This is a genomic window from Gudongella ferriphila (assembly GCF_046224405.1).
GTDB lineage: Bacteria > Bacillota > Clostridia > Tissierellales > Tissierellaceae > Gudongella.
The window spans coordinates 159,298-183,774 of record NZ_JBJXRK010000003.1; the positions used below are offsets into that span (position 1 = coordinate 159,298).

A 24,477-nucleotide genomic window follows, 5' to 3' on the forward strand; every position below is an offset into this window, starting at 1 on the left:
CCTAAATAAGAAGATTTATAATCAGTCTGTAAACGAAATCGACCAATGGTCCAAGTATTCTACTGATTCCCCTTGTTGCTATAAGGAATATCAGAATAAGGTAGAAATACTTCTCATACTGATAGAAATAGTATTCAAGCTTTACTGGCAGTAGGCTTGCGAGGACCTTGGAGCCGTCCAAGGGTGGAAAGGGCATCAGGTTGAACACTCCTAGCATTATATTGTACCAAAGGGTGATTACAAGCATCTGAGCCAAAATTTCATTTCTTATTGGTGCATATACCAATACTGCCCCTGTAATGATTGCAATAATGAAATTGGTGGTTACCCCTGCAATGGACACAAGGATTGTGTCACGCTTCCTGTTCTTGAAGTAACTGGGGTTGATGGGGACTGCCTTTGCCCAGCCGAACCTGAAAATCAACATAAACAAAAATCCCACCGGATCGATATGCTTGATGGGATTTAATGTCAATCTCCCTGCATTCTTTGCTGTTGGGTCCCCCAGCCAATAGGCTGTCAAGCCATGTGCCAGCTCGTGAAAAATGATTGCTATCAGCAGCCCTGGTAGGCTGATTATATATTCCATATGTTTCCTCTACTTTCAATGTCAGATTTACTTGGAAAAATTCATACTTCCAAACTATAATAATGAACCCCGACCATGAATCGTCGAGGTATCATAAGCTTACTTACTTACTTACTTAATTATATTATAAATATAAGGTTTTGTCTCAGGTTTTTCATTTGAAATCACATAAGCTTCCTTCATTCTGTCAATTGCATCCTTCAAGTCATCAAGATTTGTCATCAGCGTGTAGAGAACCTCTCCCTTTTTAACAGGGTCACCAATTTTCTTCCTAAGGGTTATCCCTGCACCATAATCGATCCTATCCTCTTTGGTTCTTCTTCCTGCTCCAAGGAGCATTGCGCTTATGCCAACAGTTTCTGCATCTATCTGGTAAACGAAGCCGTCCCTGTCTGATGTAACGTCTATTGAGTTCTTTGCTTCAGGCAACAGGTCAGTGTTGTCAACAACCTCTTGATTGCCTCCCTGAATGGAAATCAACTCCTTGAGCTTATCAATCGCCTTACCTGTTCTGATGGTTTCCTGAAGCTTGTCATAGGCTGTATCAAAATCCTCGAATGCTCCTCCAAGAAGACACATATGTGAAGCTATGGTCAATGCGATAGTTGTTTCATCCTCAGAGCCATCTCCCCTGAGAACCTTGATTGCCTCCTTGACCTCATTGCTGTTGCCAACCTGGTTTCCAAGAGGCTGATCCATATTGGTGATCACAGCAACGGTATCCCTGTTGAGACTTTTTCCTATTCCCACCATTGTCTGGGCTAGCTTCTCAGCTTCATCTATAGTCTTCATGAATGCACCGGATCCAACCTTGACATCAAGTACAATCGCATCTGCACCTGAGGCGATTTTCTTGCTCATGATGGAACTGGCAATCAGTGGAATGCTGTCAATTGTTGAAGTCACATCCCTTAAGGCGTAAATCTTCTTGTCAGCAGGTGTAAGGTTTGCAGTTTGTCCAACTATTGCCATTTTATGCTTATTTACATTGTCAATAAACTCCTTTGATGACAGCTCAGTCTTGAAGCCCTCAATGGATTCCAGCTTATCGATGGTTCCACCTGTATGTCCTAGACCCCTCCCACTCATTTTTGCAACCGGAACGCCTGCACTGGCAACAAGTGGTATTACAATCAGGCTTATCTTGTCTCCAACTCCACCGGTTGAATGCTTGTCCACCTTGATTCCCTCTATTGGAGAAAGGTCCACCTGTTCACCTGACTGCACAAAGCTCTCAGTCAAGTGCGCAATTTCGTCCTTGTCCATACCATTGAAATATATGGTCATCAAGAATGCTGACATCTGATAGTCAGGTATTTCATCCCTGGTATAACCCAGGACCATAAAGTCAATTTCCTCCTTGGTCAAATGCATTCCGTGCTTCTTCTTTTCGATTATATCAACAGCTCTCATTTTAAATCCTCCTAAGCTCTCGGGTGGGCCTTCTTATATACCTCATCAGTATTTCCTTCCCTCTCGGTCATTGTATATACCTGAGTTGAAGCAATGTCAGTATGACCCATGATCTCCTGTACAGTCTTGATATCTGCACCATGGCTCAATATATGGGCTGCAAACGAATTTCTCAATATTTGAGGGGTTACATTTTTGCTACCGGTGACCTTGTCAGCATACGTCCCGATAATTTTCCAAAGACCCTGCCGAGTCAGTTTGTTGCCACTATAATTTACAAATAACGGAGCATCAGGGTTGCTATCCTCCCTGTGATGTTTAAGATAGTATGATATGCTGCTTATCGCCTTGGATCCTACAGGCACCTTCCTAATTCCGTCATCCTTTGACAGTACTATTGTACCCTTTGAAAGCAATACATCCCCAATTTTAAGGGAACTTATCTCGGACACCCTAAGTCCCGAGGAATATAGAAGCTCCAGGAGAGCTCTGTCCCTTGCACCCTTTTCGGTAGTGGGGTCAGGAAGGCTCATAAGCGTTGCTATTTCACCCTCAGTCAAAATCTGGGGCATCTTCTTCTCCTTTTTAGGCGGCTTCAGATTCAAGGTGGGGTCTTCCTTGACCTTTCCATTGTTAATCAGATACTCAAATAGACATCTTATGCTTGCAAGATGTCTGGAGATAGTGGATGTGGATTTTCCTTCACGTTGAAGCTGCAGAAGATAACGGATCACATGGGTATTGTTTACCTTATCCACATTGTTTATTCCTCCTGCATCCATAAACAGACTGAATTTTTCTATATCACTTGTATAGGCTTCAACGGTGTTTTTACTCAGTTTTTTCTGCTTCTCAATATACCTGGTGTACTCATCCCTTATTCCCCTTAACATATTATATCCCCTTTTTTTATATATTTGTGCTATTTGACAAGACGGTTAACCAGCAGCTGTATACCGATTATTGTCTTGGCATCCATGATTTCTCCCCTGTCGATAAGCTTCTTTACCTCTTCAACTGTATAGCTTTCAACATCTATGAATTCCCCTGATTCGAGCTCCTGTTCCCCTGGCTCTACGTTTTCGCCATAGAAAAGATATATCTTTTCACTGCTAAAGCCTGGTGAGGTGTAGCATTCAAGCAGATATTCAAGCTTCTCCGCAGTATATCCCGTCTCTTCCTTCAGCTCTCTAAGCGCAGTTTCCTTGGGCTCCTCATTGACCTCAAGCTTTCCCGCCGGAAGTTCTAGAAGAACCTTGTCCGTTGCCTTTCTGTACTGCCTTACCAACAGTATCCTGTTTTCCTTGGTCAGTGCAACAATAGCGACGCCACCTGGATGTTCAACAATTTCCCTTTTTGAATATTTCTTGTCAGGTAGCTCCACGGTGTCAATTCTAAGATTCAAAATCTTGCCCTCGTATATTCTGTCACACTTCATGGTTTTCTCTTCGTAAGTCATACAGATCCCCCTATTTATTATTACTGGCTTTATTTATACATAGATTATAGCATAAAAGCTCTATTTCTTCATCTTATTTGACATTTGAAGCATTTCTGTTGCGTGTTTTCTAGTTGTTTCTGTTACCTCCACACCACCGAGCAGTCTGGCCAGCTCCTCGATTCTCTCGTCCTCATGCAACCTCTCGACATTGGTTATGGTTCCCTTTTTGTCCGATGACTTTCTAATTGCAAAGTGTGTATCCGCAAGGGCTGCAATCTGCGGCAGATGTGAAATTGAGATTACCTGATGGGCTCCTGAAATTCTTCTTATCTTCTCTCCAACCACCTGAGCCGTTCTTCCACTTATACCGGTGTCTATCTCGTCGAAAACAAGGGTCGGCATATTGTCCATATCAGCCAGGATCCCTTTAAATGCAAGCATTATTCTGGACATTTCACCACCTGATATGATTCTTGACAGAGGCTTCAGTTCCTCCCCTGGGTTTGTCGAAATAAGAAATTCAATCTTGTCCATACCCTTTTCGCCAGGCTCCTCAAGCTCCTTGAAATCCACCTTGAACCTCACATTTTCCATATTGAGAGCACTAAGCTCCCTCTCCATGTCCTTGTGAAGCCTTGTGGAAACTTCCCTTCTGATTTGCCTCAATTGGACGGATTTCTCTATAAGCTTCTCTCTAAGCTTCAATAGCTCCCTTTCAGCATTCTCAAGCTCCATGTCAATGTTTAACAGCCTGTCATATCTCACTCCAATTTCATCCCGATAAATCAGGATTTCCCGTACCCTGTTACCATACTTCTTCTTAAGGGAGTTGATAAGGTCAAGCCTATCCCTCAGTTCAAACAGCTTCTCCTGGTCTATGTCAAGATTCTCAATGTAATCACTGGTTTCCCTGTGAAGCTCCTGAAGCTCGTATAGAAGTGCCTGGAGACCTTCGCCCTTATCCCTGATGAAATGGTCATACCTTCCTGAATGGAAGAACATCTGGATTGCCCTTTCCATTAGCTGTATGGCGCCCTGCCCTTCATAATCATCCCCCAAAAGGGACAGCGCCTGGTATGTTTCAGCTATTGTCTCCTTGAGATTGTCAAGCCTCTTGAACTCCTGCTCGACATTTTCGTCATCCTCCTCCGACAGCTTGGCTTCATCAATCTCCTCAATCTGAAATTTCAGCAGGTCCAGCTCCCTCTCCCTTTCCTGGGAGGTAAGCTCAAGTTCCTTGTGCTTTTTTACAAGACCCTTATATTCCCTGTGGGTGTTTCCCATGGCGGCAAGCAGTTCCTTGCCCTCTTTGGGCATCAATGAGTCAATGATACGCATGTGGTTTGCTGTATCCAATAGTGATTGGTGCTCATGCTGGCCGAAAATATCCACAAGGTTGTTTGTAAGAGTCTTTAGTAGGTTTAGGGTCACTGGTCTTCCGTTGACCCTTGAAACACTTGGATACCCTTCCCAGATCTCCTTCGTCAGGACAAGCACTTCGCTCCTTTCATAACCCAAGGCTTCCAGACTATTCTGTAGCTGTTCATCCAGGAAAAACATTGCCTCAATTACCGCCTTCTCTTCTCCTGAACGGATCATTTCCCGGCTTGCCCTCCCACCCAGGACCATTTCCAGTGCTTCAATTATTATGGATTTACCTGAGCCTGTCTCTCCTGTAAGCAGATTTAACCCCTCTGTAAAATCAATTGTCAGATTATCAATAATTGCGAAGTTCTTAATCCTAAGCTCCTTGAGCATAAGCCTACCTCCATCTATTTAAGGTTTTCGTGTGCCTCTTCAATAACCTGGTCTATCTTTTCCTCATGAATATGAGCCTCTTCTTTTTTTAGAAGGAGCAGAAATTCTATGTTTCCAGTGGTGCCCGTTATTGGTGAAAACGTAAGGCCATGAGGGTAGAATCCAATTTCCCTGCTAAAGGCTATCACATTGTCAACCACTTCCCTGTGTGTGGACCGTTCTCTTACAATACCCTTCTTGCCGACCTTTTCCCTTCCAGCCTCGAACTGGGGCTTTACAAGTGCAACTACCGCACCATCCTCCTTGAGGAGTCTGTAGGCCACCGGTAAAATGAGTCTCAGGCTTATAAAGCTGACATCGATTGATATAAAATCCATGCGGTCTGGGATCGTATCAGTGTCCATATGTCTTATATTTGTCCTCTCTCGGACAACTACCCGGGGATCACTCCTAAGCTTCCAGTCAAGCTGTCCGTAGCCAACATCAACTGAATAGACCTTGTTAGCACCAGATTGAAGCATACAGTCAGTAAACCCCCCTGTTGATGCTCCCATATCCATGCAAACCGTATCCTGAAGGTCCAGGTCAAATGCCTCCATGGCCTTTTCAAGCTTCAATCCTCCACGGCTGACATACTTAAGAGGATTGCTTCTTATCCTCATGTCAACATCAAGAGAGTACTTTTCGCCGGGCTTGTCAACCCGGGAATCTCCAATGAATACTGAGCCTTCCATAATGATTCTTTTTCCCTTTTCCCTTGATTCCACAAGACCCTTTTCAAATAAAATCACATCTGCTCTTTTCTTTTCCATACTATTTCTCCTTGCCCTTCCTGTCCTTGAACTTCTTCTTGGATGCAAACATCTCAACATTGAAGACCTTTTCCGTAAAATTAACCACTCTTGCCACCTGGTATATTATCTGTTCATGATGATATTCCGCAACTGATTTTCCAACACCTTTTCCTCCCACAGTAAGTGATGCAGTAAATGCCGTCAATAGAATCGTAAGGATTGTACCGTCTGCAATTCCCACTATCACAACAACCCTGAAGATTATGCTGGTGGCAACTGCACCAGATATGATTCCACTTATATCTCCAATAACATCATTGCAGAAGTTACTTACCTGGCTTGAGTTTCTCACAAGCTTGATGGCTGTCCTAGCCTCGTCAATCTTGTTGGCCGCCATGGCGTGAAAGGGCTTCTCACTGGCTGCAGTAACTGCTATTCCTATGGTATCAAATAGTATGCCTATGAATATGATTATCAATAGTATTATAAATGCAAAAAGGACATCGAGATTCTGCACCAGATTTTCAGCAATCAATGAAATTCCAATGGCAAGAACAAACGTCCAGAAGGTTATAAACAGCACCCATCGCATATTGTATTTTATGTAAAAACTCTCATCTTCCTTCTTTGCCATCTCTATCCCCCTATGTATAAAAGAAAAGCTGCAAATCTGTTTATGTCAGCTTCTTATTACTCTCATTAACAAAATTTCATAATATAAGAATGTAGAAATCCACCATGCCTAATAAAAAAGCTGATAGCTTAGCTATCAGCCCAATAATGTGGTAGTAATCTGAGTAAATCTTACGGCTTTAGGTCCAGCAGGATTTCCCTGGAAAGAACTGCCTGTCGCCAGCTCAGCGGTTTCCCTTTAATCTCTCCACTACCCTGTTGCCAAAAGTAGAACTGGATTACCACTTAGTCCGCACTGTAATCCTCCGATTACCTCATTATGAACAGTCTAGGAGTTTTCCTCAACAGCCATTCTATTCCCTAGCCTCTTTTGCAGATTAGGTTTCGATAACAAAACCTGGCAAAACCGGGCCCTGGTTAGGCCAAGTCGAACTTACCATCCGCGCTACTCCACTCAAGGCAGGCTACTCTGCACTTTTAATTAAAAATTTATGTCTTGCAGGTTTATCACTACAAGGTACTATTTATCACCCTGCAATGTCTCCACGAAGGTAGGGTCCACGCCTGCATGCCATTGCAGATCGCCCCATCCTTCTTACTCCTTATGAAGACCCACGACTGGGCGTCGCAAGCCAAACATAAAGAACTTCATCGATATGCCCTTTGACGGATTTTTAGCCCCGCCTTCAAGAATAGTTGTGCTGACTAGAATACTGTACCACTATCAACTAAGCTGATTATATCATGTTTTTCTTAAAATATCAATGTTTCTAGACTTCCCTGTGGATAAGTTCACCGGTTAGATCCTGGAAGAATTTAGTGTCCAGATGCTCCAGGCCATTTAACAATGAAATGGCTTCATCACTCAATGCTTGAATCATCTCCCTGGTTTCATCCTGTCCATGGAAGCTTAGATAAGTGCTTTTCTCTATTTCACTGTCTTCATCCAGGTCTAGAAGGTCGTCCTGAAGCTGATAGGCTATCCCAAGCTTCTCACCAAAGGATCGCAAGGTTTCAACATCCTCCTCCGAAGCTCCTCCAGCAATGGCCCCTGAAAGGATGCTTGCCTGAATAAGAGCTGCTGTCTTTCCCCTATACATTTGGAACAGCTCCTCCTCCGTTATTTTCCTTTTCTCTCCCAGAATATCAAGTACCTGTCCACCTATCATTCCGGAATGACCGGATGCTTTTGCAATTTCATATCCTGCCCTGACAGCACTCTTGTCATTGCAGGAAATACCAGCCTTGAATAGAGTCTGAAAGGCAAGGTTCAAGAGTGCATCTCCTGTCAATATGGCCATTGCCTCGCCAAATTTTTTGTGGCTTGTTGGTTTGCCCCGCCTGAAGTCATCATCATCCATAGCCGGCAAATCATCGTGGATCAGGGAATATGTATGTATCATCTCTATTGCCAGAGCATATGGCATGGCATTGTGTATGTAGCTGTCATACATTTCATATGCCTTCAGTGTCATAAGTGGTCTCAGCCTCTTTCCACCTGTAAAAAGGCTGTACTCCATGGTCTCCTGAAGCTCCTTTTCGTATTGATTCCCCGCCTTGACAGCCTCTTTCAGGCAATGGTCGATGAGCTCAATGTACTCCCTTATGTCCTTAGAATTCGTCATCTTTCTCCTCCGTGATCAATCCCGGAAACTCAACCTCTTCAAGGGAATCACCCTTTTCAAGAATCATCCTAACCTCTCCATCAGCCTTGGTAAGTATTTCGTTACAATGGTCATAGACCTTCATGGCTTCCTTGAACTTTTTTATTGTCTCATCAAGCTTCAGGTCTTCCTTTTCAAGATCCTCAAGCAGCTCCGTTAGAAGCTTCATACCTTCTTCATATGACATCTTATTGGTATCCATTCTTATCCTCCTCCTTGTCAACAACCATAACATCAGCCCTTCCATCCTTCATTCTGACATATAGTCGTTCATCCTTTGCAAATTCAGAGACACTTTTTCTGATATGACCCTGGTGGTCAGTTACAATACCATAGCCCTTTTGGAGTATCCCTTCAGGATTTGAAAGCTGCAGTCTGTTTCCAAGCTTGGAAAGCTTCCTTTCCTCCATCATCAGTCTTTTCTCCATGGAGTGCTGCAAAACCCGTAAGGCGTTGTCAAGCTCCATCCTCTTGTCCATGATCCTCTGTTCAGGATTAAGATATGACAAAGTTCTGCCATGGGAAACCAGACTGGACCTCTTGTCACTAATTGAACGCAGAACTATTCTTTCGATTGTCCAGCCAACATTCTTAAGCTCATCAAGTAGGGTCTCCCTGTCTGGAACAGCCAGCTCCGCTGCAGCTGAAGGTGTTGAAGCGCGAACATCTGCCACCAGGTCGGCAATAGTGAAGTCCGATTCATGTCCAACTGCAGAAATTACAGGAGTTTTGAGATTGAAGATACATCTGGCAAGCTTTTCATCATTGAAGGCAAAAAGCTCCTCCATGGATCCTCCACCACGGCCTGTTATTATAAGCTCAACATCTTCCATTCCATCCAGTGTCTGTAGGCCTTTTATTATGCTCGAAGGTGCTCCATCCCCCTGTACAAGGGCTGGAAACACCACTATCTTAACCGGTGGATACCTCCTTTTAAGAATGCTTACAATATCCCTGATTGCAGCCCCTGTGGAGGATGTGACCACTCCGATTCTTTTTGGGAAGGCTGGTAGCTCCATCTTGTACTGAGGATCGAAAAGTCCCTCCTCCTGAAGCTTGTCCTTAAGGATATTAAATGCCTTGTAAAGGTCCCCGATTCCCTGTTTTTCCATCTTTCTAACATAAACCTGATAGCTTCCGTCCTTTTCATAAACGGAAATGCTTCCAGTCACTGTGACCTTGGCTCCATCCTTGGGCCTGAAATCAACATTTGCATTATCACCCTTGAACATGACACATCTTATTCGGCTTTTTTCATCCTTTAGGCTGAAATACATGTGCCCGCTATAGTGATGGGTGTAATTGGATATCTCGCCTTCAATCTGGATTGAATTAAGAAGCATATCGCTTCCTATTAGCTTTTTTATGTACTGATTCACTTCACTAACCATCAATGGTCTCATACTATTCCTCCCATCCTTCCTTACAGGCTGCAAGGTATGCAACTCCAACTCCGTTATCAGTGGACAGGCTCTTGTGCGGAAAACATATCTCCACATCCATTTTCCCCTGGGCCAATCCAGTTCTTATTATGCTGTTTGCCGATACTCCACCAACCACATATACCCTGTTCACGTGGTGGTCTTCCTTGGCTGATTTTATCAACTCCACAATTATCTCCCCAAGGTGGTGGAATAATGTGTAGATGATGTCCTCCCTGCCATATATTCCCTCATCCAATAGCCTCTTAAAAAGATTCTCATACCCGGACAGGTTTATCCACCCATCCTTCAATTTAGATTGAATCCTCCTGTCTATGAGCCTACCGTCCATTGACATTTCATCCAGCTCCATGCCACAGGGAAATTCCAAGCCAATATGTACACCAATCCTGTCTATCAGCTGACCCATGCTGATATCAAGACTTCCACCAACCAATTCGGTATTAAGGTTATCCTTGGCAACCCTTACACGGACCACCTCGGTGGTTCCACCAGACAAATGTATGGATAGAAAATCCTCATGGGACTTGTTTCCCAGAAGACAGGTCCCAATATGTCCTTCCTGATGAGAGAATCTCTTCATGGGTATCCCAAGGGATCTGGAAAGTATCCTTCCAGCATTTTCTCCAGCAAGAAAGACTGGCATGTAGGATCCTTCAACATTTCTGGGTCTGGTGCTTACCCCAATGGCCTTTATATGGGACAGGTCAGTTGAAAGATCCTCAATCAGAGCCGGCAGGTTCTTTATATGCTGAAACAGGGCCTCCTGCTGTCGGAGCCCCTTCTTTCCCCTCTCAACAACAAGAGGCTTTCTTCTGTCCTCAATAATTTCACCATACTGGTCGACTATTGCAATGGATGTGGTGTAATTGCTTGTGTCTATTCCCAGGAAAAGATCATTCATCCTTACTCATGGACCTTACAAATCCACCTAACACCCCGTTGACATATTTATATGAATCGTCTGTGCTGAATTTCTTGGCAATTTCTATTGCCTCATTTATGGAAACCTCAACAGGTATGTCCTCCATATACTGAATTTCATATATTGCCAATCTCAAGGTTGCAAGGTCAACCCTTGCAATTCTGTCCAGTGACCATCCCTGTAGGTTATCCTTTATTGACTGGTCTATTTCTTCCCTCTTGTCCATAACACCTTCAACGACAGCCCTTATATACTCACTTTCCCCTTTGTCGTAGGGAAAGTTGTCAAGAAATGTCTGAAGGGTTTCCTTTGTGAAATCCTCATTGCTGGACATCTGGAAAAGCAGCTGCATGGCACCTTCTCTTGCTTGTTTTCTTCCCATTGTTTACTCCTTAGAATGTATTTCTACTATAGCCTAGAATCCGTCTCTTCGTTCTTGGTTCGATTTATTCCTTCAATATGGACATTTACTTCCTTTACCTTCAGGTCTGTCATGGTTTCAATTGCCCTTTTTGTCTCCTCCTGAACCTTCAAGCCAACATCGTTTAGCTTGGCACCGTATTCAAGGGTCAAATGCATCTCTACAGTCACTTCCTTGTCGCGAATCTCAACCTTTACTCCCTTTCCAGGGTTTTTCTTGCCAAGAAGCTCCGAAATGCCACCTGCAAGATTGCTGCTCATACCGACAACACCTTCAACTTCCATGGCAGCTGTCCCTGCTATGGTTGCAATAACTTCATTTGATATCTGTATGCTGCCATTTTCAATATACTCCATGTGGTCCTTTTCAGACATATAAACACCCCTATTCAATAATACGTATACCATATTATAACAAAGCAGGTTGCCCATTACAATATGGCCTTATTCCAGAGAAAAAGCCTAAAGCTGAGCTTTAGGCATCTGATTATTCCTCGTCACTGTTCTCGTCGCTGTCTTCATCCTCGAACAATTCCTCATCCTCGTCATGACCCTTGTAGCAATTGCAGCCTTCATCGTCACAACAATCATCGAAATCATCGAAATCAAAATCCTCGTCAAAGTAGAAGTCTTCCTCATCGCCGTAGACGTCATCCTCTACGTCTGCTAGGTCCTCATCGATAAAGTTAACATACTCTTCAAGATCGATCTGGTCCTCAACTACCTCCTCCATAACCTCAGCAAATTCCTCAAGCGTTTCAACGATTGCCATCAGAAGCTTGCCTTCCTTGGTTGACTCATCAATTCCCAGGCCGTCTGCTAGACCCTTTAGATAAGATACCTTTTGAAATAAATATTCCATTTTAACCCCTCCTTTAAACTCTGGACAGATACTCTCCGGTCCTTGTGTCAATTTTTATAACATCACCTGTGTTCACGAACAAAGGAACATAGATGGTAACACCAGTTTCACATACAGCTGCCTTTGTTGCTCCCTGTGCAGTGTCTCCCTTGACTCCAGGCTCAGTTTCAGTAACCTCAAGCTCCACGAAGTTTGGCGGAGATACATCAAATGCCTTGCCCTGGTAGAATCTTATTGTAGCAATGTCATTCTCCCTTAGGTACATGATTGCATCCTCAACTGAATCCCTTTCCAAAGGAATCTGCTCATAGGTTTCATTGTCCATAAAGTAGTACAGCTCTCCATCTGAGTACAGGTACTGCATCTCCTTTGTTTCTATTACAGCCTTCTCAAATTTCTCTGATGGACTGAAGGTAACCTCCTTGAAGCCACCGTTTATAACGTTCCTGAGCTTGGTTCTTACAAATGCTGCTCCCTTTCCCGGCTTTACGTGCTGGAAATCGACTATCTGAAAAACCTGTCCATCCATTACGAATGTTATTCCATTTCTAAAATCTCCCGCTTGTATCAATCTATTCCCTCCTGTTCCATATTTCAAATTGAAAGATCAAAATCCCCCGTATAGTAATTATTATACCAGTATAAGGACACTGTAACAAGCTAAAATTAGTCCATATGCATACTTTATGGACCTGCAGGTCCCTATCTTATGGAATCAATTGTCGGGCTGATAAATCCCGGAAGAAATCTTGCCATCAGCCTTGTGTATTCCGGATCGTACTGAATTTTAATTCCCTCATCAGGTTGATTGAAGCCGTTCACAATTACCTTGCCCTTTATGAGTGACTCCTCCTCCCCCTCCTTTAGTAAAGCACCATTTTGGAGGATGATTATCCCGTAAAAATCAACATCTCCTGATAGGATAAGGTCACCATTTTCCAGGTATATGATCCCCATCACATATCCCGTCGAGTAGCTGCTGGTATCCTTCTCCAGTCTTACAACATCTCTGTTAAACCCGTCATACTCCTTGAAAAGTACAATTCTTCCATTCCAAAAGCTGTATTTTGATATATGGTTTTCACGAATAAAGTCAATATATCTGTATCCTGAAGATTTAGCCCTTATTTTCACCTCATTCTCCAAGTAGTTGATTGCAAGAAAATATGTACTGTCAATGGCATCAGTGTTAAATGAACTTCTGATGTTGTCTAGTAATTGATTAAGCTCTTCTCCATATTCAAGGGACCTGTTCTGGAGTGTCACAAGGCCATCCTGGCAATGGTCAACAAGGGGACTGTAAATGTGCCCCTTCACGGTAATGCTATCCACTACGCTGTTTCTTGTACCCTCTATGTTCAGCCTGTAATTCAACCGGCCCTCATCACAGTAGGAAAATTTGATCATACCCTTGGCATCCTCCATTCCCTCTATTGGAATCGGGAAGGTCGAGGGCTTGTACACCTCTGGTTTATTGTTGTAAATTATATCCTTAACCAGATTATCAGCATCATCTGAGGTCACAACAAGCTCAGCCACCTTATTCTCCAAGGACATCCGCGCCTGAACATTGTCATACCTGTTTATGACTATCCTGTTCTGCATGATCACGCTTTCAAGAGCAAACCAGGAAACTGTCATACATACTGCACTTACTATCAAAACAAGCATAATTATACTTCCATCTCTTTTCATTCCTCAGCTCCGGTCAGTGACTTCCGAGATATTTTGTCTCGGTGGATCTGTACTCTTTTTCATAGGCAGGGTCTTTAGTTATTATTTCAATGAACAAAAGACTCTTGTCGGAACAGTAATTGCTGCTGCCTATGGATAAAACATTTCTTGCCAATACATTGTGCCCCCCATTGGAAGGGGCGTTTTCAGGCAGATATGCGTTATGGCTGAAGGTACTTCTAAAAATTACATCTCCTGTTAGTCTGTAATATATGTATTTGTACCTGAAGGTTTTGTCATAATCCTTTGTTTCTATGTTTTCACCAGTGTTATGGTTGATTAGGATAAAACCTAGATACTCTCCCTGGAAGATTCCATCAGGGCAATAGTCTTCCATGCCAATGATTTCATCTGCCAGCATAACATCCTCGATTATATACTCAGTTGCATATCTTCCATTCAGCATGGCATCATCAAATTTTTGAATTCTTCCAGCAGATGCTTCAGTGGACCTGAAAATCGAAAAAAACATAATAAGTACTATGCCTGTAAATCCCAGGGCTATGATTATCTCAATCACAGTAAACCCTCCTCTATTGGAGGACTCTCGTGGCAGAAAGGCTGACATCATATCCCTCCCCTCTTACCATCACTGAATATTTCTGGAGCTTTCCATCCCTATGTACAAGCCTTACCATTGCTTCCATACCCTCAGGCAGTTGGGTACAGGGATAACTGACAAACCCATCCTCATATGTCAACATCTCAAAGAATTCATCGTTCTCTTCTGAAGGAACCTTGAGGCTTTCAGCTATCCTCTGGCAGTTGTCAATAAGGTCCGCCCTATTCTCTATTGCTACAATGCTCCTTGTGGATGTGATTATTGTTGTTTGGACCACAAGGGCAAGCATTCCCAAGAGACCCAATCCCAGAATAATATCAATAAGAAAAAATCCCTTCCTTTTCAAACTATTGTACCTCCCGAAGCGTTATTTCTGTAGTGTTTACACCTACCGCCAGATGGTATGTCCTGCCGTCTGATCTTTTCAATGTGACGGTATTTGAGTTCCCGACTCTCCCCGTACCATTGAACCTGAAGGCTGCAGAGTCTGCGTAATAGATTTTTAGACCCGACTGGAGCTCTTGAACCTTGATCTTTTCATTTTCATTATATTGTATTATGTACATGTTTCCATCAACATAAAAGGAAAACTCCACCAGGCGGTTCTCAAGGATAGCCCTGGTCCTGGCCTGTCTCAGATCCTTTTCGATCATCCTCAGCTCGTTTCTTTCATTGATGGTCCTTATAATGGAAGTGTTGGGCAGACTTATGGATAGAAGCAAAGAAAAAAGAGCTACAACCACAATCAATTCGATCAGGGTGTAGCCCTTTCTATAGCCTTCCTTGTCTATCAGTACCGCCATTGATTGAGAACATAAAGCATATAAGCCACCTCTGCCCTGGTGATCTTATTATTTATATTGTCAAAGCTCGGTGACCTGTAGGCCTTATCATACATCATCTGTGTTGCCAATGCATTCCAGTTGAAGCCGTAGCTTCCCTGTACTCTTCCCATAATAAGCTGTACCTCGTAATATGAAATTGGGTTGTGTGGTCTAAATGTTCCATCCGTATATCCTATTACATATCCCTTTGACAGGGCATAGCTGATTATCCTGTCATACTGGGCAAACTGCGCATGGTCCCTGAAATGTGTTGCATTGACAATGTAGTTTGGCAGGGTCCAATTTTCTATTCTGCTTAAAAGAATCAAGAACTCCGCTCTTGTGATGCTCTGTGACGGTCTGAAGGTTCCATCGAGATGAGTGTAGCCTGGATATCCTGTGATGATATTCCTTCTTACCATCGTCTCTATCTCTTCCTTGGCCCAGTGGTCCCTTACATCAGTCAGGACCCTAATGTTTTCATCCATAAAGACTGCATAGGTTCCTTCCCTGTTTGACATTGTGCTTGGCAGAACCTGTGCTGACACTGTGTCACCATCAAGCTTGCTTGGAATGTACTGCCATCTCTCATCGATAAGCTTGTAGATTCCAGCCTTGTACTGGTCACCATAATAGGGGAAGGATATCGTAACCTTCTTCTTGTCGTCCAGGGTCCCTGCAGGGTTGTCCAGCCTGACCGTATATATTTCAGAAGCCCTGATATATGACCCGAATTTGTAGAAATTTGTGTTCTGCTGATTGATTGTTGCAAAAACCGGCATATAGAAGGTTCCTGAATCCACGGAAATGGAAATTCCATTTGAGACGGCCGCTTCACCTCCGGAAGCTTCTATCCTCTGTGAAAGCAATGATTCCATTGACTGGTCCTGATGGAAGGACCTGAAGGTTTCATTGTATGAAATCTGGTACTGCTTCTTGAACCCTTCTACAAATGCATCCCTGTACTCATTGGTCCCAAGTCTAAGTCTGTATCTCTCTACAATCTCTGCATCACTTGGCAGATTCCTTTCATAGTCCATTGAGCTGCCAAACATATAGTCCCTTTCAGCAAAGGATTCTCCCATGGCTCCACCTGCGGCCTCTCCATCTGAAAGTCCCTGGCTCATCCCCTCCCTTGGAGGGTTCAAAAGGGCCTTTGTGAACTCATCCTCATAGCCTGTCTGAAAGCCTGACTTGAAATCTGATATAAAGCTCTTCTCGTAGCTGTCTGTCATCCTGTCCAGGTCAAACATCCTGCTTATGGTTCTGTCACTTGGCAGTGCCTCTCTCCAGTCGGAATCATTGCCATCATAGTAGTCCCTAAGAGCATAGGTCCTTCCAAGACTCTGTCCTAGGGTGTTGGCATCAGGAGTGCTGACACCCTTATCCCTGGCATCCTCATAGCCGTCCATAAAGCCATCCTTAAAGTCATTGTAGGAAATCCTCCCAAGGTCGTCAATTTCATCGTACAGGTCTGGATCCTCATCCTCAATATAGTCAAGATACTCGTCAAAAGCATCATCTCCATCGTCAAAAGAGGAATCGATCCCAAAGAACCACTGGCCTTCACCATAGCCCCAGTCGTAATCAGCCTGTGCTGCAAAGGCTCCTCCCGAAAGAAGGAGAGTGAAAACTATTGTCAACACCATTGCAAATCTTATTCTGTTCATAATATCTCTCCCCCTATCTCCTTATCAATACCAGAATCTTGCCCACTGGGAGAACATCCCCAGGCCTTATATCGTTATTCTTCATTATCTCGTTTTTGTAAAGAAGTGTTCCGTAGAAATCCCTGGAAATTGTTGACACCGTATCTCCTGGCTTCACCTCATAAAATATCCTGTCCTGCTCACTTTTCGTACCTTCATATGCCGAATCCACGTGATGGGGATAAATGGCCTCTAGCTTGTCAAATACAAGCACTCCAAAGTCATCCCTTCCCTTGTCCATTTCATAGTAGATATGGGTTATCTTTATTGGATACTCTGCAACGCTTCCTGGAAGATTTATCCTTGTCCTGCCCCATCCAAGCCACGATATTCCTTCATTTACAGAAATAAATTCTTCATCGCCTTCCTGGTTTATTATCCTAACCCCAACAGTGCCTGGAGCGTAGGTGAAGGAATAGGTGTGGATGGTCAGCTCCGTCGGTGGGAATTTCAGCTCGATATCCTGGCTGGTTATATCCACCATTGCCCTGTTCTCCTCCTCAGTTCCAACTATGTTGTACTCAAGTCTCATTGCATACCTTCCATCAATTGCTATTGTGGTAGGCTCGGCCTGACCTCTTACCAGAGGATGGCTAGGTATGAAGTCATAATTTCTCCATTCAAAGCTGTGTAGTACTTCACCCTTTACGTCAGTACCTCCATCAACTCCAGTTCCTCCACCAGCGGTCCCTCCACCGCCTGTTGTACCTCCGCCATCAGTTCCTCCTGATCCATCGGATCCTCCTGTCCCTCCTGTGGTTCCAGTTCCAGTTGATCCAACAAAGCCATCAAAGCTTGAGAAAAGGGTTCCCTGATTTGGGTTCTCTGCAACTTCAACAAATATTACATCCTCTTCCTCCATTTCCGCCAGTCCCTCAAGGGAATAGACCTTAAGGTTCATTGAGCCGGAAAGCTGGTTGTCATCTCCTCTGTCCAGTGACAGGCTGTCAACCATCATTCTTCTTGGACTGGTTTCAATGGATCTTACCATTGTCTCAATACCTGAATAATCACCGGTAAAAGGCAATGAGATTCCCATATTGTATACATCCATCTCTGAAAGCCTTTCTGCAGAAGGCCTAGAGAAATTAAGGTCTGCAATCTCCACCTGCTCTTCAGGAAGGAGGTCGTTAAGCAGATATATTATCTGAGCCTGGTCAAGGGTCGGGAAATAGTATGAAAGGATCTGGTTTCTCTCCCTATGGAGCATCTCCCATTCCTTCTTGATGTCATTTTCCCTTCTCAGGGTTGCATTCATTTCCATGATCTCTGTTTCCAGCTCGTACTTCTCCACCTGAAGCTCCTGGATCTTTTCATCCTGTGGCACCAGTGCATACTGGTTTCCAAGGAAAGCAACACCTACAATGGCAAGCAGGGTAAGTAGTATCTTTTCACTTTTGGTTAAGGGTCTGGTCTTTATACCGCTGAACAATGATTTTAGCTTAGTTGACATCTACCAGCACCTCCTCCAGTGTAAGATCAAGATTGAATCTATAGTAGCTCTCCACTGCCGAGATGTTGGACACAAACGCCTTTGATGCCACAGGTAACCTTTCAAGACCCTTGGCAAATTCCGCTATGGAATATCTGTCCTCTGCAAAGCCTGCGATCCTAATTTCAGAGCCGCTTGCACTGAGATTTCCCAAGAAAACTCCCTCAGGCAGCTTTGAATTTATGTCATCAAGGAGTTCTTCCCCAATAACATCCCTCGCCTGGATGTTCTTATCAAGGGTACGAATCCTTTCTACCTCCTGCTTGAACTGCTCTGTTTCCTCCTCAAAGGCCCTGATCTCCTCAACCCTCTTCACGGTCTGGGGATCCTCTGCAACCTGTCTCAGGCTGTTGACCTCCTTCTGGAGGGCATTTATCTTAAGCTGATTCATTCCTACCATAACTCCTAGACCCACTATTACAAGAAATAAAAGTCCATATAAAAACAGCATCTTATTAAAGGTGAATTGTTTCTTCTCTATGAAAGGATCAAAAAAGTTCATATCTCTCATTTCTTCTTCACCTCTTTCAGACGGATAAGGCCACCGATAGCATTTGCATACTGACTCATATCGCAATCAGCCTTTATTTTTTCCAGGGATTTCAGCTTGGTGGATTCTGTGTCAAAGAACTCCTTGAACAGCTTATCCATACCGTTTATCTTTGAAAGGCCACCGTAGATCACAACAAGGTCGATCTTGTTTCCAGCATCCCTTGTCTTGTAGTACCTGAATATCATTTCTATCATATCAAGGATTCCAAACAGGTTATCCCTCAAGGTTTCTGACAGGATCACCTCATCATCCTCCCCGGTCCTCTTCTGGGAGATGTCGCCGATCTCATCCATGTATTCAAGAATCTGGTCATCCTCAAGATGAGGCAGCTTTCTTCGTATGTCTTCAAGGATAAATTCCATGCCCCGCTCCACAACCCTTGCAACCTTTATGAGACCTCCCTCAATGATGGAGACGCTTGTGCTGCTTGAACCGATGTCAATACATGCAACATTTTCAAGAGACCCGTAGGTGTTGTTAATTTCTCCGCCCATTTGCAGGAGCTTTCCTATGGCATTTCCATGGTAGTCAAGTACCGTAGGCTTAAGGTTAACATTCCTTAGGAGGGTTAGATGTGCCTGAATGGTATTTCTGGGTATGCCAACAAGGAGTAGTACCATCTTATCTACTCCTTCCTCAAAAATTGTTCCCAGTTCAAGGTATTTTACAACATAATCCTCCGGATTGATGGGTATGTAGTCCTCCAGCTGGTAATTAATGATTGCCTCGATTTCCTCAGGTCCCGCCTTTGGAAGCTTGACCTCACGCATTACAACAGATGAGGAATTGAACACCCCGTATGTCTCAAGCTGACTCACCTTGTTCTCCGAAAGTCCGGTTCGCAGAAGATAGGTCATCTGATCCATATCTGTAATCTCACCATCAACATAAAGCCCCTTTGGAAGGTCTACCTTAAAGCACCGGTCAACTATGACTCCCTTGCCTGAATGCTTTCCCTCAACTGCCTTGATGCTGTCTGTGCCAAAGTCCAGGCTGAGGATTTTGCTGCTGCCAAGGATTCCCATAAGCCTCTCTCCTCTCTATTCCACTTGTCACGTGGATATGTTATCGAATATTGTATAAAAAGATCCTTTTCCTTGAATAGTTCAGGAAAACCACAATTTGAACGTTTTTTGCCTTTCCTATATAATAAACCAAAATGGAATATATTGCTAGATTAAAATGTTGAAATACCAATCAAGCAGATTGTCTCCCAAAAACAGTGCGATGAAAAATCCCAGCACGATAAAGGGACCGAAGGGTATTGGATCCTTCCTGGTTTTCAGTCTTGTTGCAAGGAGGAAGACAGAAATTATTGCTCCAAGCAGAAATGAAAGGAAAATCACCAGAAAAATCCTTCTAAGACCCAAAACAAATCCCAAGGCACCAATCAGGGTAACATCTCCTCCACCCATTCCTCCTCCTGAAAAGTATACTATAAGGAGAAATATTCCACCGGCCACAAGAAGGCCCAGTAGGCTTTCAACAAATGGAAAGGGTATACCCTCATAGAAATGCAGAAGGCTTTTGTGTAGAATTGAAAGGATCAGGACTGAAAGAACAAGGGAATCAGGTATTAGCTGGTCTTTCAGGTCGATAAATGTAATTGCAACAAGAGCTGATGAAATTAGCGCATAGAAAACAAAATCCAGCTTAACCTGGTAAAAGAATATGTACAGAAGAACGTATATTATTGCATTTACTGCTTCAACTGCAGGATACTGGAGGCTTATCCTCTCACCGCAGTAACGGCACCTGCCCCTAAGGAACAGGTATGAAAACAGTGGAATATTGTCGTACCACTTAAGTCCATGCCCACAGGATGTGCAGTGGGACCCGGGCCAGGCGATATTCTCATCCCTGGGAATTCTGTATATCAGTACATTAAGAAATGAACCTATTAGAAGTCCGTATATAAAAATCAAAAAAACCATATATATCTCCATTTAAGTTATTTGTAGACTTCAATAATAATATTGCAATTATGCTTAATAAAGATTCCTTGTAGTATCATTTTTGATTCAAAACACAAAAGAATGATCATTCCTGATAAACAACTGTTCCTATTCAGTATAATTTATTTCTGGGTTGTTGGATGGTGTAAATTCGCCTTCTTTGATAATCTTATTATTTGTATTGTTCTTTATTGTATATTTATATACTACTTGAACACTGTCTTCTACAGAATGGACATTATAGAAAGCAACTTTATATGTTGTATCCGAATTTTCGATCACGCTGTAATTAGAACTCAAGGTTCCTGTGCTAACTCTTTGCAATGTTATTGTGAGACTAGAGTTCTTATTTTGCTTAGTTACTGAAACATAAACATCCAAATACTCATCAGTTGGGGTAGTTTCTTCCTCATCATTTTCATCTGGTGGATTTTCAGAATCATCCTCTCCATCTCCATCATCACTGACTTCTACCGCAATGTTGTAATCTCTTTTGTACTTGATTCCAATAATTCCATCATCAATACTTGTATCAGCAGTCTTTTTATTGGAATAATCCAAGTTGATATTTGGTAGTGAAATCTCTGTGACCAGATTAAAATCAGTGCCCTTATCATCCATTGCTATGATATTGAACTCAATAATTTGATTACCATTAAGAGCTTTTGAAGTAAAATATGAAGAAGTGTCTATGTTTGAACCTAGTTTCGTAACATTTCTGGCATTACCTGAATTGTATTCTGAATGAGTCAATGTGCTATCTAAGTTTGATATAAACATATAATTGTACTCATCGGTCGCATCGATTGTTGGGATGGTTGATAGCATCTCAATATCGGTTGCAAACCTTAATCTGTTTGTCAAATAGTCAATTGCTAACCTAGCCTCCGATTGAACATCAAATTGATCATTGCCTCTTACATATGTTTTATTGCTAAAGGAAAAGAAAGAAAAAGCTATAGTTATAAGAATGCTAATGATAGCTAAGGTTATTATTAATTCAATTAATGTAACTCCTTTTTTCTTATTTTTCATCTCTTCACATCCTTAAGTGAGCAATTATAACAGTGGACTTGTTAATATTACAAATCTAGATTTATCACCATAATATACTTTTAAAATTATTTCATATGCATTATCAGTATTCTTTGAAATAATCAAATCCTTTTTTTGCACATAATATTTTACTACTATATCACTGTCTGCAGCTAGTGAGTTATCAAAACCTGTATCATCAACATCAAAGTCTACATAGTCAACTGTATAATCTACATACTTCCCTGTTCCCACTTCGCTATCCATTATGTTAACAATTGATGCTTCCAAATTATCTACATCCACTTCGTGGTAGATAGTATCCATAATTGTTTGAGCATAATTGTTAGCTTCCGTTCTATCCCCAGAATAAAAAATTGTCCTTAAACCATTTGAAAACATTCCTAGAAATGAAACAAGAACAATTGCAAGTATTGCAAATGCTATGATTACCTCAATTAAAGTAAACCCTTTATTTATGGCTGACTTTTTCAAATTAACACCCCATTTTGATTCAATTCACAAACCGAAATCATTCATAAAATCTCTTTCTTACCTGAGGGTCAGCCAAATCCCACGAATCATCCGGTGCTTGATAAATTACACTACCCATAGCCTGGCTAACATTACTACCTTTATAGATATTCCCAACGATTGCACCATAGACAGTTGTCTGAGCAGATTGCATGCTTATTGTAGCCTCTGGTCCATGAACATAAAAGTGAAAAGTACCGTTTGCCTGTAATATCAGCTCGCAGCCTTCATCCAAATATAATCTGGTTTTATTTGGATCAGAATTCTCAACTAACAAGGGTGTTTGAAAATCTATTGTTGAATCTTGATATCCATATATTTCCAATTCAGCAGTATCTTCAACATAAAATGAGCCTTTCGACTCCAGCAACTCCCCTACATATAGTTTCAGTATACCTTCTCCTGTCACTTGGACAACTCCACTATTGCCTGTGGAAAATCTATGTATACCAATTTCCAGAACATCATTTTCACCACCTGTGAAAAAAGTCAAGGTGGTATTATTCGGCACGGTTATACTATTATAATTTCCATCACTACTTATTGTTGCAGTAGCAGATAAAGTAGCTGTATACGAAGTTTGGTAAGTTCCTGGCATTGTTATAGGAAATTGGGAATATCCATAATCAAAGCTTGCGTTTGATTCTACGGTATATTGATTGGTATCAAAATTATCCTTATTCTCCTTTAGGATTACTGAGCCTGCTGAAGCTATATCTCCCTGTACACTATTCATTTTAGAGATGTCCAGATCATCAAAAGTATAGATAGCCTTGTCAAACAGGTCAGATGGATTGTCAAATGACATGGTCAACTTCACATCACTTGTAGCAGATTGGACGGTTGAAGTTGCCTCGATGACAAAAACAGAATCCTTGGGATTTGAACCTGCTATCTCCTCCAAGTTTGTTATTATATATGAACCTTTTGTAAAAGTAATCTCTTCATCTGGATCAACAACCGGTAAAGCTTTATTTTCAATAATATAATCTGCTATGTCATCCACACCAGCTCTTGCCAAATAATTTGCTTGTATCTTATTCTCTTGTGCCATAGTGAATTTTGTATCTGCAAGCCCTATGGATAGTAAACTAACGCCAAGAATCATAGTAACAAGAATTACCATTATAACAAGCGGTAAAGCCATTCCATTTCTATTCTTAACTGTTTTTTTCATAACATTACCCCCTGGATAGCATAAACCATACCTTTTAGAAATCCATCAATTACCTCAATAAGTAATTTTGTAATTATTTATATTTTTACTTCAAATAGCTTAAATACTTATTTCTTATTATACCATTTTTTTAATATAGGTACAGATATAATTTTCACACTATTTGTACTTTTTTATATAGTTTCTTTATACCCTTACATAATATTTGTAATCCTTGTATTTATGTCATTTATTGGCTTAAATGACTTGTCATGAATGTTGACAAGTTTGGTATTATAGTGGTGCTGTTAAACATTAAGTTGTTAGAATCACTAAATAAAACTGTTAAGATTTATTCATTTTCTAATATTTGCATAATATAAAAAAGTCCAGAAAACTAGATTATAATTTCCTAGACCATTTGATCAAATTTGTAAGGCATATTTAAATTTCACATCACCTAATACTGTATCTTGTTTTGAAACAACCAATTAACTTTAAATGAAACTGACAATCAGAAATCTGTAATACACCATCAGAGAATAATATCCAAGAAATGGAATCCATGTCAGTTTGACTAGCATACTCCCAATTCTATCCTTATGCTGCCAAAGTGCCAACAACACCAAAGGTACCAGCATCAATTTTACCAATGGAAATTCATAGGTGCCAATCATGGGTGCAATAAACGGATTAATCTCATAGAATCCTAGTGCTAAGAATTCCAAGGTTAGCAGATAATCCACGATATTGAATGTACCAATACCTAGCAATTGTAAAAATAATAAGCGACGTTGAGCATTTGTCATATTAATCACTCCAAATAAAAAACCGGCTCTTAAGCCGGTTACGCCACTGGATCACAACAGTCTAAGCGTCCATCTGTAACTGTTGGTCTTATCCTCTTCATTTTATCTATCTCAATTATATAATACCACCAAATACCTCCAAATAAACCTTACATCAGCTAGTAGGACATAGT

At 41.9% G+C, this 24,477-nt stretch carries 28 protein-coding genes; all 28 read right to left on the reverse strand.

The genetic code is table 11. The features are described from left to right. Window position 1: 1 nt before the first annotated feature. The 28 genes from ACKVDP_RS04065 to ACKVDP_RS04200 all read right to left on the reverse strand — a co-directional run bounded on the left by ACKVDP_RS04065 (window position 2) and on the right by ACKVDP_RS04200 (window position 24,304). Window positions 2-589 (reverse strand): site-2 protease family protein, encoded by a 588-nt coding sequence (locus tag ACKVDP_RS04065; RefSeq protein ID WP_409227528.1) that lies wholly within the window; start codon window positions 587-589, stop codon window positions 2-4. A 111-nt stretch (window positions 590-700) separates the two neighbouring features. Continuing rightward, complete coding sequence (locus ACKVDP_RS04070; protein WP_409227529.1) at window positions 701-2,002, reverse strand: pyrimidine-nucleoside phosphorylase; 1,302 nt, start codon at window positions 2,000-2,002, stop codon at window positions 701-703. Window positions 2,003-2,013: 11 nt separating this feature from the next. Further along, complete coding sequence (locus tag ACKVDP_RS04075; protein ID WP_409227530.1) at window positions 2,014-2,895, reverse strand: tyrosine-type recombinase/integrase; 882 nt, start codon at window positions 2,893-2,895, stop codon at window positions 2,014-2,016. A gap of 29 nt (window positions 2,896-2,924) precedes the next feature. Then, window positions 2,925-3,461 carry an NUDIX hydrolase gene (locus ACKVDP_RS04080; protein WP_409227531.1) on the reverse strand — a complete coding sequence of 179 codons (537 nt, stop codon included), beginning with the start codon at window positions 3,459-3,461 and terminating at the stop codon, window positions 2,925-2,927. Between the two features lie 60 nt (window positions 3,462-3,521). Next, the gene (recN, locus tag ACKVDP_RS04085; protein ID WP_409227532.1) at window positions 3,522-5,201 is read right to left on the reverse strand and encodes a DNA repair protein RecN; all 1,680 of its coding nucleotides are present in this window, start codon (window positions 5,199-5,201) and stop codon (window positions 3,522-3,524) included. Window positions 5,202-5,215: 14 nt separating this feature from the next. Next, window positions 5,216-6,013 carry a TlyA family RNA methyltransferase gene (locus ACKVDP_RS04090; RefSeq protein ID WP_409227533.1) on the reverse strand — a complete coding sequence of 266 codons (798 nt, stop codon included), beginning with the start codon at window positions 6,011-6,013 and terminating at the stop codon, window positions 5,216-5,218. A 1-nt stretch (window position 6,014) separates the two neighbouring features. After that, the gene (locus ACKVDP_RS04095; RefSeq protein WP_409227534.1) at window positions 6,015-6,629 is read right to left on the reverse strand and encodes a hypothetical protein; all 615 of its coding nucleotides are present in this window, start codon (window positions 6,627-6,629) and stop codon (window positions 6,015-6,017) included. A gap of 769 nt (window positions 6,630-7,398) precedes the next feature. Next, entirely contained in the window at window positions 7,399-8,253 is an 855-nt protein-coding gene (locus ACKVDP_RS04100; protein WP_409227535.1) for a polyprenyl synthetase family protein, read from the reverse strand. Further along, on the reverse strand, window positions 8,240-8,494 hold the full coding sequence (gene xseB, locus ACKVDP_RS04105) for an exodeoxyribonuclease VII small subunit (protein WP_409227536.1): 255 nt from the start codon (window positions 8,492-8,494) through the stop codon (window positions 8,240-8,242). The genes ACKVDP_RS04100 and xseB overlap by 14 nt, the downstream gene beginning before the upstream one ends. Further along, window positions 8,481-9,695 carry an exodeoxyribonuclease VII large subunit gene (xseA, locus tag ACKVDP_RS04110; protein ID WP_409227537.1) on the reverse strand — a complete coding sequence of 405 codons (1,215 nt, stop codon included), beginning with the start codon at window positions 9,693-9,695 and terminating at the stop codon, window positions 8,481-8,483. Before xseA ends, xseB begins: the two co-directional genes overlap by 14 nt. Window position 9,696: 1 nt before the next feature. Then, the gene (locus tag ACKVDP_RS04115) at window positions 9,697-10,638 is read right to left on the reverse strand and encodes a Kae1-like domain-containing protein (protein WP_409227538.1); all 942 of its coding nucleotides are present in this window, start codon (window positions 10,636-10,638) and stop codon (window positions 9,697-9,699) included. Further along, window positions 10,631-11,041 (reverse strand): transcription antitermination factor NusB, encoded by a 411-nt coding sequence (nusB, locus tag ACKVDP_RS04120; protein ID WP_409227539.1) that lies wholly within the window; start codon window positions 11,039-11,041, stop codon window positions 10,631-10,633. The genes ACKVDP_RS04115 and nusB overlap by 8 nt, the downstream gene beginning before the upstream one ends. Before the next feature lie 26 nt (window positions 11,042-11,067). Beyond that, on the reverse strand, window positions 11,068-11,454 hold the full coding sequence (locus tag ACKVDP_RS04125) for an Asp23/Gls24 family envelope stress response protein (protein ID WP_409227540.1): 387 nt from the start codon (window positions 11,452-11,454) through the stop codon (window positions 11,068-11,070). A 112-nt stretch (window positions 11,455-11,566) separates the two neighbouring features. After that, window positions 11,567-11,941, reverse strand: coding sequence for a CD1247 N-terminal domain-containing protein (locus ACKVDP_RS04130; RefSeq protein ID WP_409227541.1), 375 nt, complete (start codon window positions 11,939-11,941; stop codon window positions 11,567-11,569). Between the two features lie 13 nt (window positions 11,942-11,954). Beyond that, entirely contained in the window at window positions 11,955-12,512 is a 558-nt protein-coding gene (gene efp / locus ACKVDP_RS04135) for an elongation factor P (RefSeq protein WP_409227542.1), read from the reverse strand. Window positions 12,513-12,643: 131 nt separating this feature from the next. Then, complete coding sequence (locus tag ACKVDP_RS04140; RefSeq protein ID WP_409227543.1) at window positions 12,644-13,636, reverse strand: hypothetical protein; 993 nt, start codon at window positions 13,634-13,636, stop codon at window positions 12,644-12,646. 13 nt (window positions 13,637-13,649) lie between these two features. Then, complete coding sequence (locus ACKVDP_RS04145) at window positions 13,650-14,195, reverse strand: PilW family protein (protein ID WP_409227544.1); 546 nt, start codon at window positions 14,193-14,195, stop codon at window positions 13,650-13,652. Window positions 14,196-14,208: 13 nt separating this feature from the next. Next, entirely contained in the window at window positions 14,209-14,583 is a 375-nt protein-coding gene (locus ACKVDP_RS04150) for a hypothetical protein (RefSeq protein ID WP_409227545.1), read from the reverse strand. A gap of 1 nt (window position 14,584) precedes the next feature. Further along, entirely contained in the window at window positions 14,585-15,040 is a 456-nt protein-coding gene (locus ACKVDP_RS04155; protein ID WP_409227546.1) for a GspH/FimT family pseudopilin, read from the reverse strand. Beyond that, entirely contained in the window at window positions 15,028-16,731 is a 1,704-nt protein-coding gene (locus tag ACKVDP_RS04160) for an S-layer homology domain-containing protein (protein WP_409227547.1), read from the reverse strand. The genes ACKVDP_RS04155 and ACKVDP_RS04160 overlap by 13 nt, the downstream gene beginning before the upstream one ends. Before the next feature lie 13 nt (window positions 16,732-16,744). Then, window positions 16,745-18,223 (reverse strand): LysM peptidoglycan-binding domain-containing protein, encoded by a 1,479-nt coding sequence (locus tag ACKVDP_RS04165; protein WP_409227548.1) that lies wholly within the window; start codon window positions 18,221-18,223, stop codon window positions 16,745-16,747. Next, the gene (locus ACKVDP_RS04170) at window positions 18,213-18,773 is read right to left on the reverse strand and encodes a PilN domain-containing protein (protein ID WP_409227549.1); all 561 of its coding nucleotides are present in this window, start codon (window positions 18,771-18,773) and stop codon (window positions 18,213-18,215) included. Before ACKVDP_RS04170 ends, ACKVDP_RS04165 begins: the two co-directional genes overlap by 11 nt. Beyond that, complete coding sequence (gene pilM / locus ACKVDP_RS04175) at window positions 18,770-19,840, reverse strand: pilus assembly protein PilM (RefSeq protein WP_409227550.1); 1,071 nt, start codon at window positions 19,838-19,840, stop codon at window positions 18,770-18,772. The genes ACKVDP_RS04170 and pilM overlap by 4 nt, the downstream gene beginning before the upstream one ends. Window positions 19,841-19,987: 147 nt before the next feature. Continuing rightward, window positions 19,988-20,749, reverse strand: coding sequence for a prepilin peptidase (locus ACKVDP_RS04180; protein ID WP_409227551.1), 762 nt, complete (start codon window positions 20,747-20,749; stop codon window positions 19,988-19,990). 129 nt (window positions 20,750-20,878) lie between these two features. Continuing rightward, a complete protein-coding gene (locus tag ACKVDP_RS04185; RefSeq protein WP_409227552.1) occupies window positions 20,879-21,805 on the reverse strand; it encodes a PulJ/GspJ family protein in 927 nt (308 codons plus the stop codon). A gap of 24 nt (window positions 21,806-21,829) precedes the next feature. After that, window positions 21,830-22,300: a type IV pilus modification PilV family protein gene (locus tag ACKVDP_RS04190; protein ID WP_409227553.1), complete on the reverse strand. Its 471-nt coding sequence runs from the start codon at window positions 22,298-22,300 to the stop codon at window positions 21,830-21,832. A gap of 37 nt (window positions 22,301-22,337) precedes the next feature. Further along, window positions 22,338-23,516 carry a hypothetical protein gene (locus tag ACKVDP_RS04195; protein ID WP_409227554.1) on the reverse strand — a complete coding sequence of 393 codons (1,179 nt, stop codon included), beginning with the start codon at window positions 23,514-23,516 and terminating at the stop codon, window positions 22,338-22,340. A 476-nt stretch (window positions 23,517-23,992) separates the two neighbouring features. Further along, window positions 23,993-24,304: a DUF5658 family protein gene (locus ACKVDP_RS04200; RefSeq protein WP_409227555.1), complete on the reverse strand. Its 312-nt coding sequence runs from the start codon at window positions 24,302-24,304 to the stop codon at window positions 23,993-23,995. Between the last annotated feature and the right edge of the window lie 173 nt (window positions 24,305-24,477).

What these genes read in the sequence shown, in the direction of transcription:
- ACKVDP_RS04065 (WP_409227528.1), bottom strand. Translation starts at nt 589, where the DNA reads ATGGAATATATAATCAGCCTACCAGGGCTGCTGATAGCAATCATTTTT.
- ACKVDP_RS04070 (WP_409227529.1), bottom strand. Translation starts at nt 2,002, where the DNA reads ATGAGAGCTGTTGATATAATCGAAAAGAAGAAGCACGGAATGCATTTG.
- ACKVDP_RS04075 (WP_409227530.1), bottom strand. Translation starts at nt 2,895, where the DNA reads ATGTTAAGGGGAATAAGGGATGAGTACACCAGGTATATTGAGAAGCAG.
- ACKVDP_RS04080 (WP_409227531.1), bottom strand. Translation starts at nt 3,461, where the DNA reads ATGACTTACGAAGAGAAAACCATGAAGTGTGACAGAATATACGAGGGC.
- recN (WP_409227532.1), bottom strand. Translation starts at nt 5,201, where the DNA reads ATGCTCAAGGAGCTTAGGATTAAGAACTTCGCAATTATTGATAATCTG.
- ACKVDP_RS04090 (WP_409227533.1), bottom strand. Translation starts at nt 6,013, where the DNA reads ATGGAAAAGAAAAGAGCAGATGTGATTTTATTTGAAAAGGGTCTTGTG.
- ACKVDP_RS04095 (WP_409227534.1), bottom strand. Translation starts at nt 6,629, where the DNA reads ATGGCAAAGAAGGAAGATGAGAGTTTTTACATAAAATACAATATGCGA.
- ACKVDP_RS04100 (WP_409227535.1), bottom strand. Translation starts at nt 8,253, where the DNA reads ATGACGAATTCTAAGGACATAAGGGAGTACATTGAGCTCATCGACCAT.
- xseB (WP_409227536.1), bottom strand. Translation starts at nt 8,494, where the DNA reads ATGGATACCAATAAGATGTCATATGAAGAAGGTATGAAGCTTCTAACG.
- xseA (WP_409227537.1), bottom strand. Translation starts at nt 9,695, where the DNA reads ATGAGACCATTGATGGTTAGTGAAGTGAATCAGTACATAAAAAAGCTA.
- ACKVDP_RS04115 (WP_409227538.1), bottom strand. Translation starts at nt 10,638, where the DNA reads ATGAATGATCTTTTCCTGGGAATAGACACAAGCAATTACACCACATCC.
- nusB (WP_409227539.1), bottom strand. Translation starts at nt 11,041, where the DNA reads ATGGGAAGAAAACAAGCAAGAGAAGGTGCCATGCAGCTGCTTTTCCAG.
- ACKVDP_RS04125 (WP_409227540.1), bottom strand. Translation starts at nt 11,454, where the DNA reads ATGTCTGAAAAGGACCACATGGAGTATATTGAAAATGGCAGCATACAG.
- ACKVDP_RS04130 (WP_409227541.1), bottom strand. Translation starts at nt 11,941, where the DNA reads ATGGAATATTTATTTCAAAAGGTATCTTATCTAAAGGGTCTAGCAGAC.
- ACKVDP_RS04140 (WP_409227543.1), bottom strand. Translation starts at nt 13,636, where the DNA reads ATGAAAAGAGATGGAAGTATAATTATGCTTGTTTTGATAGTAAGTGCA.
- ACKVDP_RS04155 (WP_409227546.1), bottom strand. Translation starts at nt 15,040, where the DNA reads ATGGCGGTACTGATAGACAAGGAAGGCTATAGAAAGGGCTACACCCTG.
- ACKVDP_RS04160 (WP_409227547.1), bottom strand. Translation starts at nt 16,731, where the DNA reads ATGAACAGAATAAGATTTGCAATGGTGTTGACAATAGTTTTCACTCTC.
- ACKVDP_RS04165 (WP_409227548.1), bottom strand. Translation starts at nt 18,223, where the DNA reads ATGTCAACTAAGCTAAAATCATTGTTCAGCGGTATAAAGACCAGACCC.
- ACKVDP_RS04170 (WP_409227549.1), bottom strand. Translation starts at nt 18,773, where the DNA reads ATGAGAGATATGAACTTTTTTGATCCTTTCATAGAGAAGAAACAATTC.
- pilM (WP_409227550.1), bottom strand. Translation starts at nt 19,840, where the DNA reads ATGGGAATCCTTGGCAGCAGCAAAATCCTCAGCCTGGACTTTGGCACA.
- ACKVDP_RS04180 (WP_409227551.1), bottom strand. Translation starts at nt 20,749, where the DNA reads ATGGTTTTTTTGATTTTTATATACGGACTTCTAATAGGTTCATTTCTT.
- ACKVDP_RS04185 (WP_409227552.1), bottom strand. Translation starts at nt 21,805, where the DNA reads ATGAAAAATAAGAAAAAAGGAGTTACATTAATTGAATTAATAATAACC.
- ACKVDP_RS04195 (WP_409227554.1), bottom strand. Translation starts at nt 23,516, where the DNA reads ATGAAAAAAACAGTTAAGAATAGAAATGGAATGGCTTTACCGCTTGTT.
- ACKVDP_RS04200 (WP_409227555.1), bottom strand. Translation starts at nt 24,304, where the DNA reads ATGACAAATGCTCAACGTCGCTTATTATTTTTACAATTGCTAGGTATT.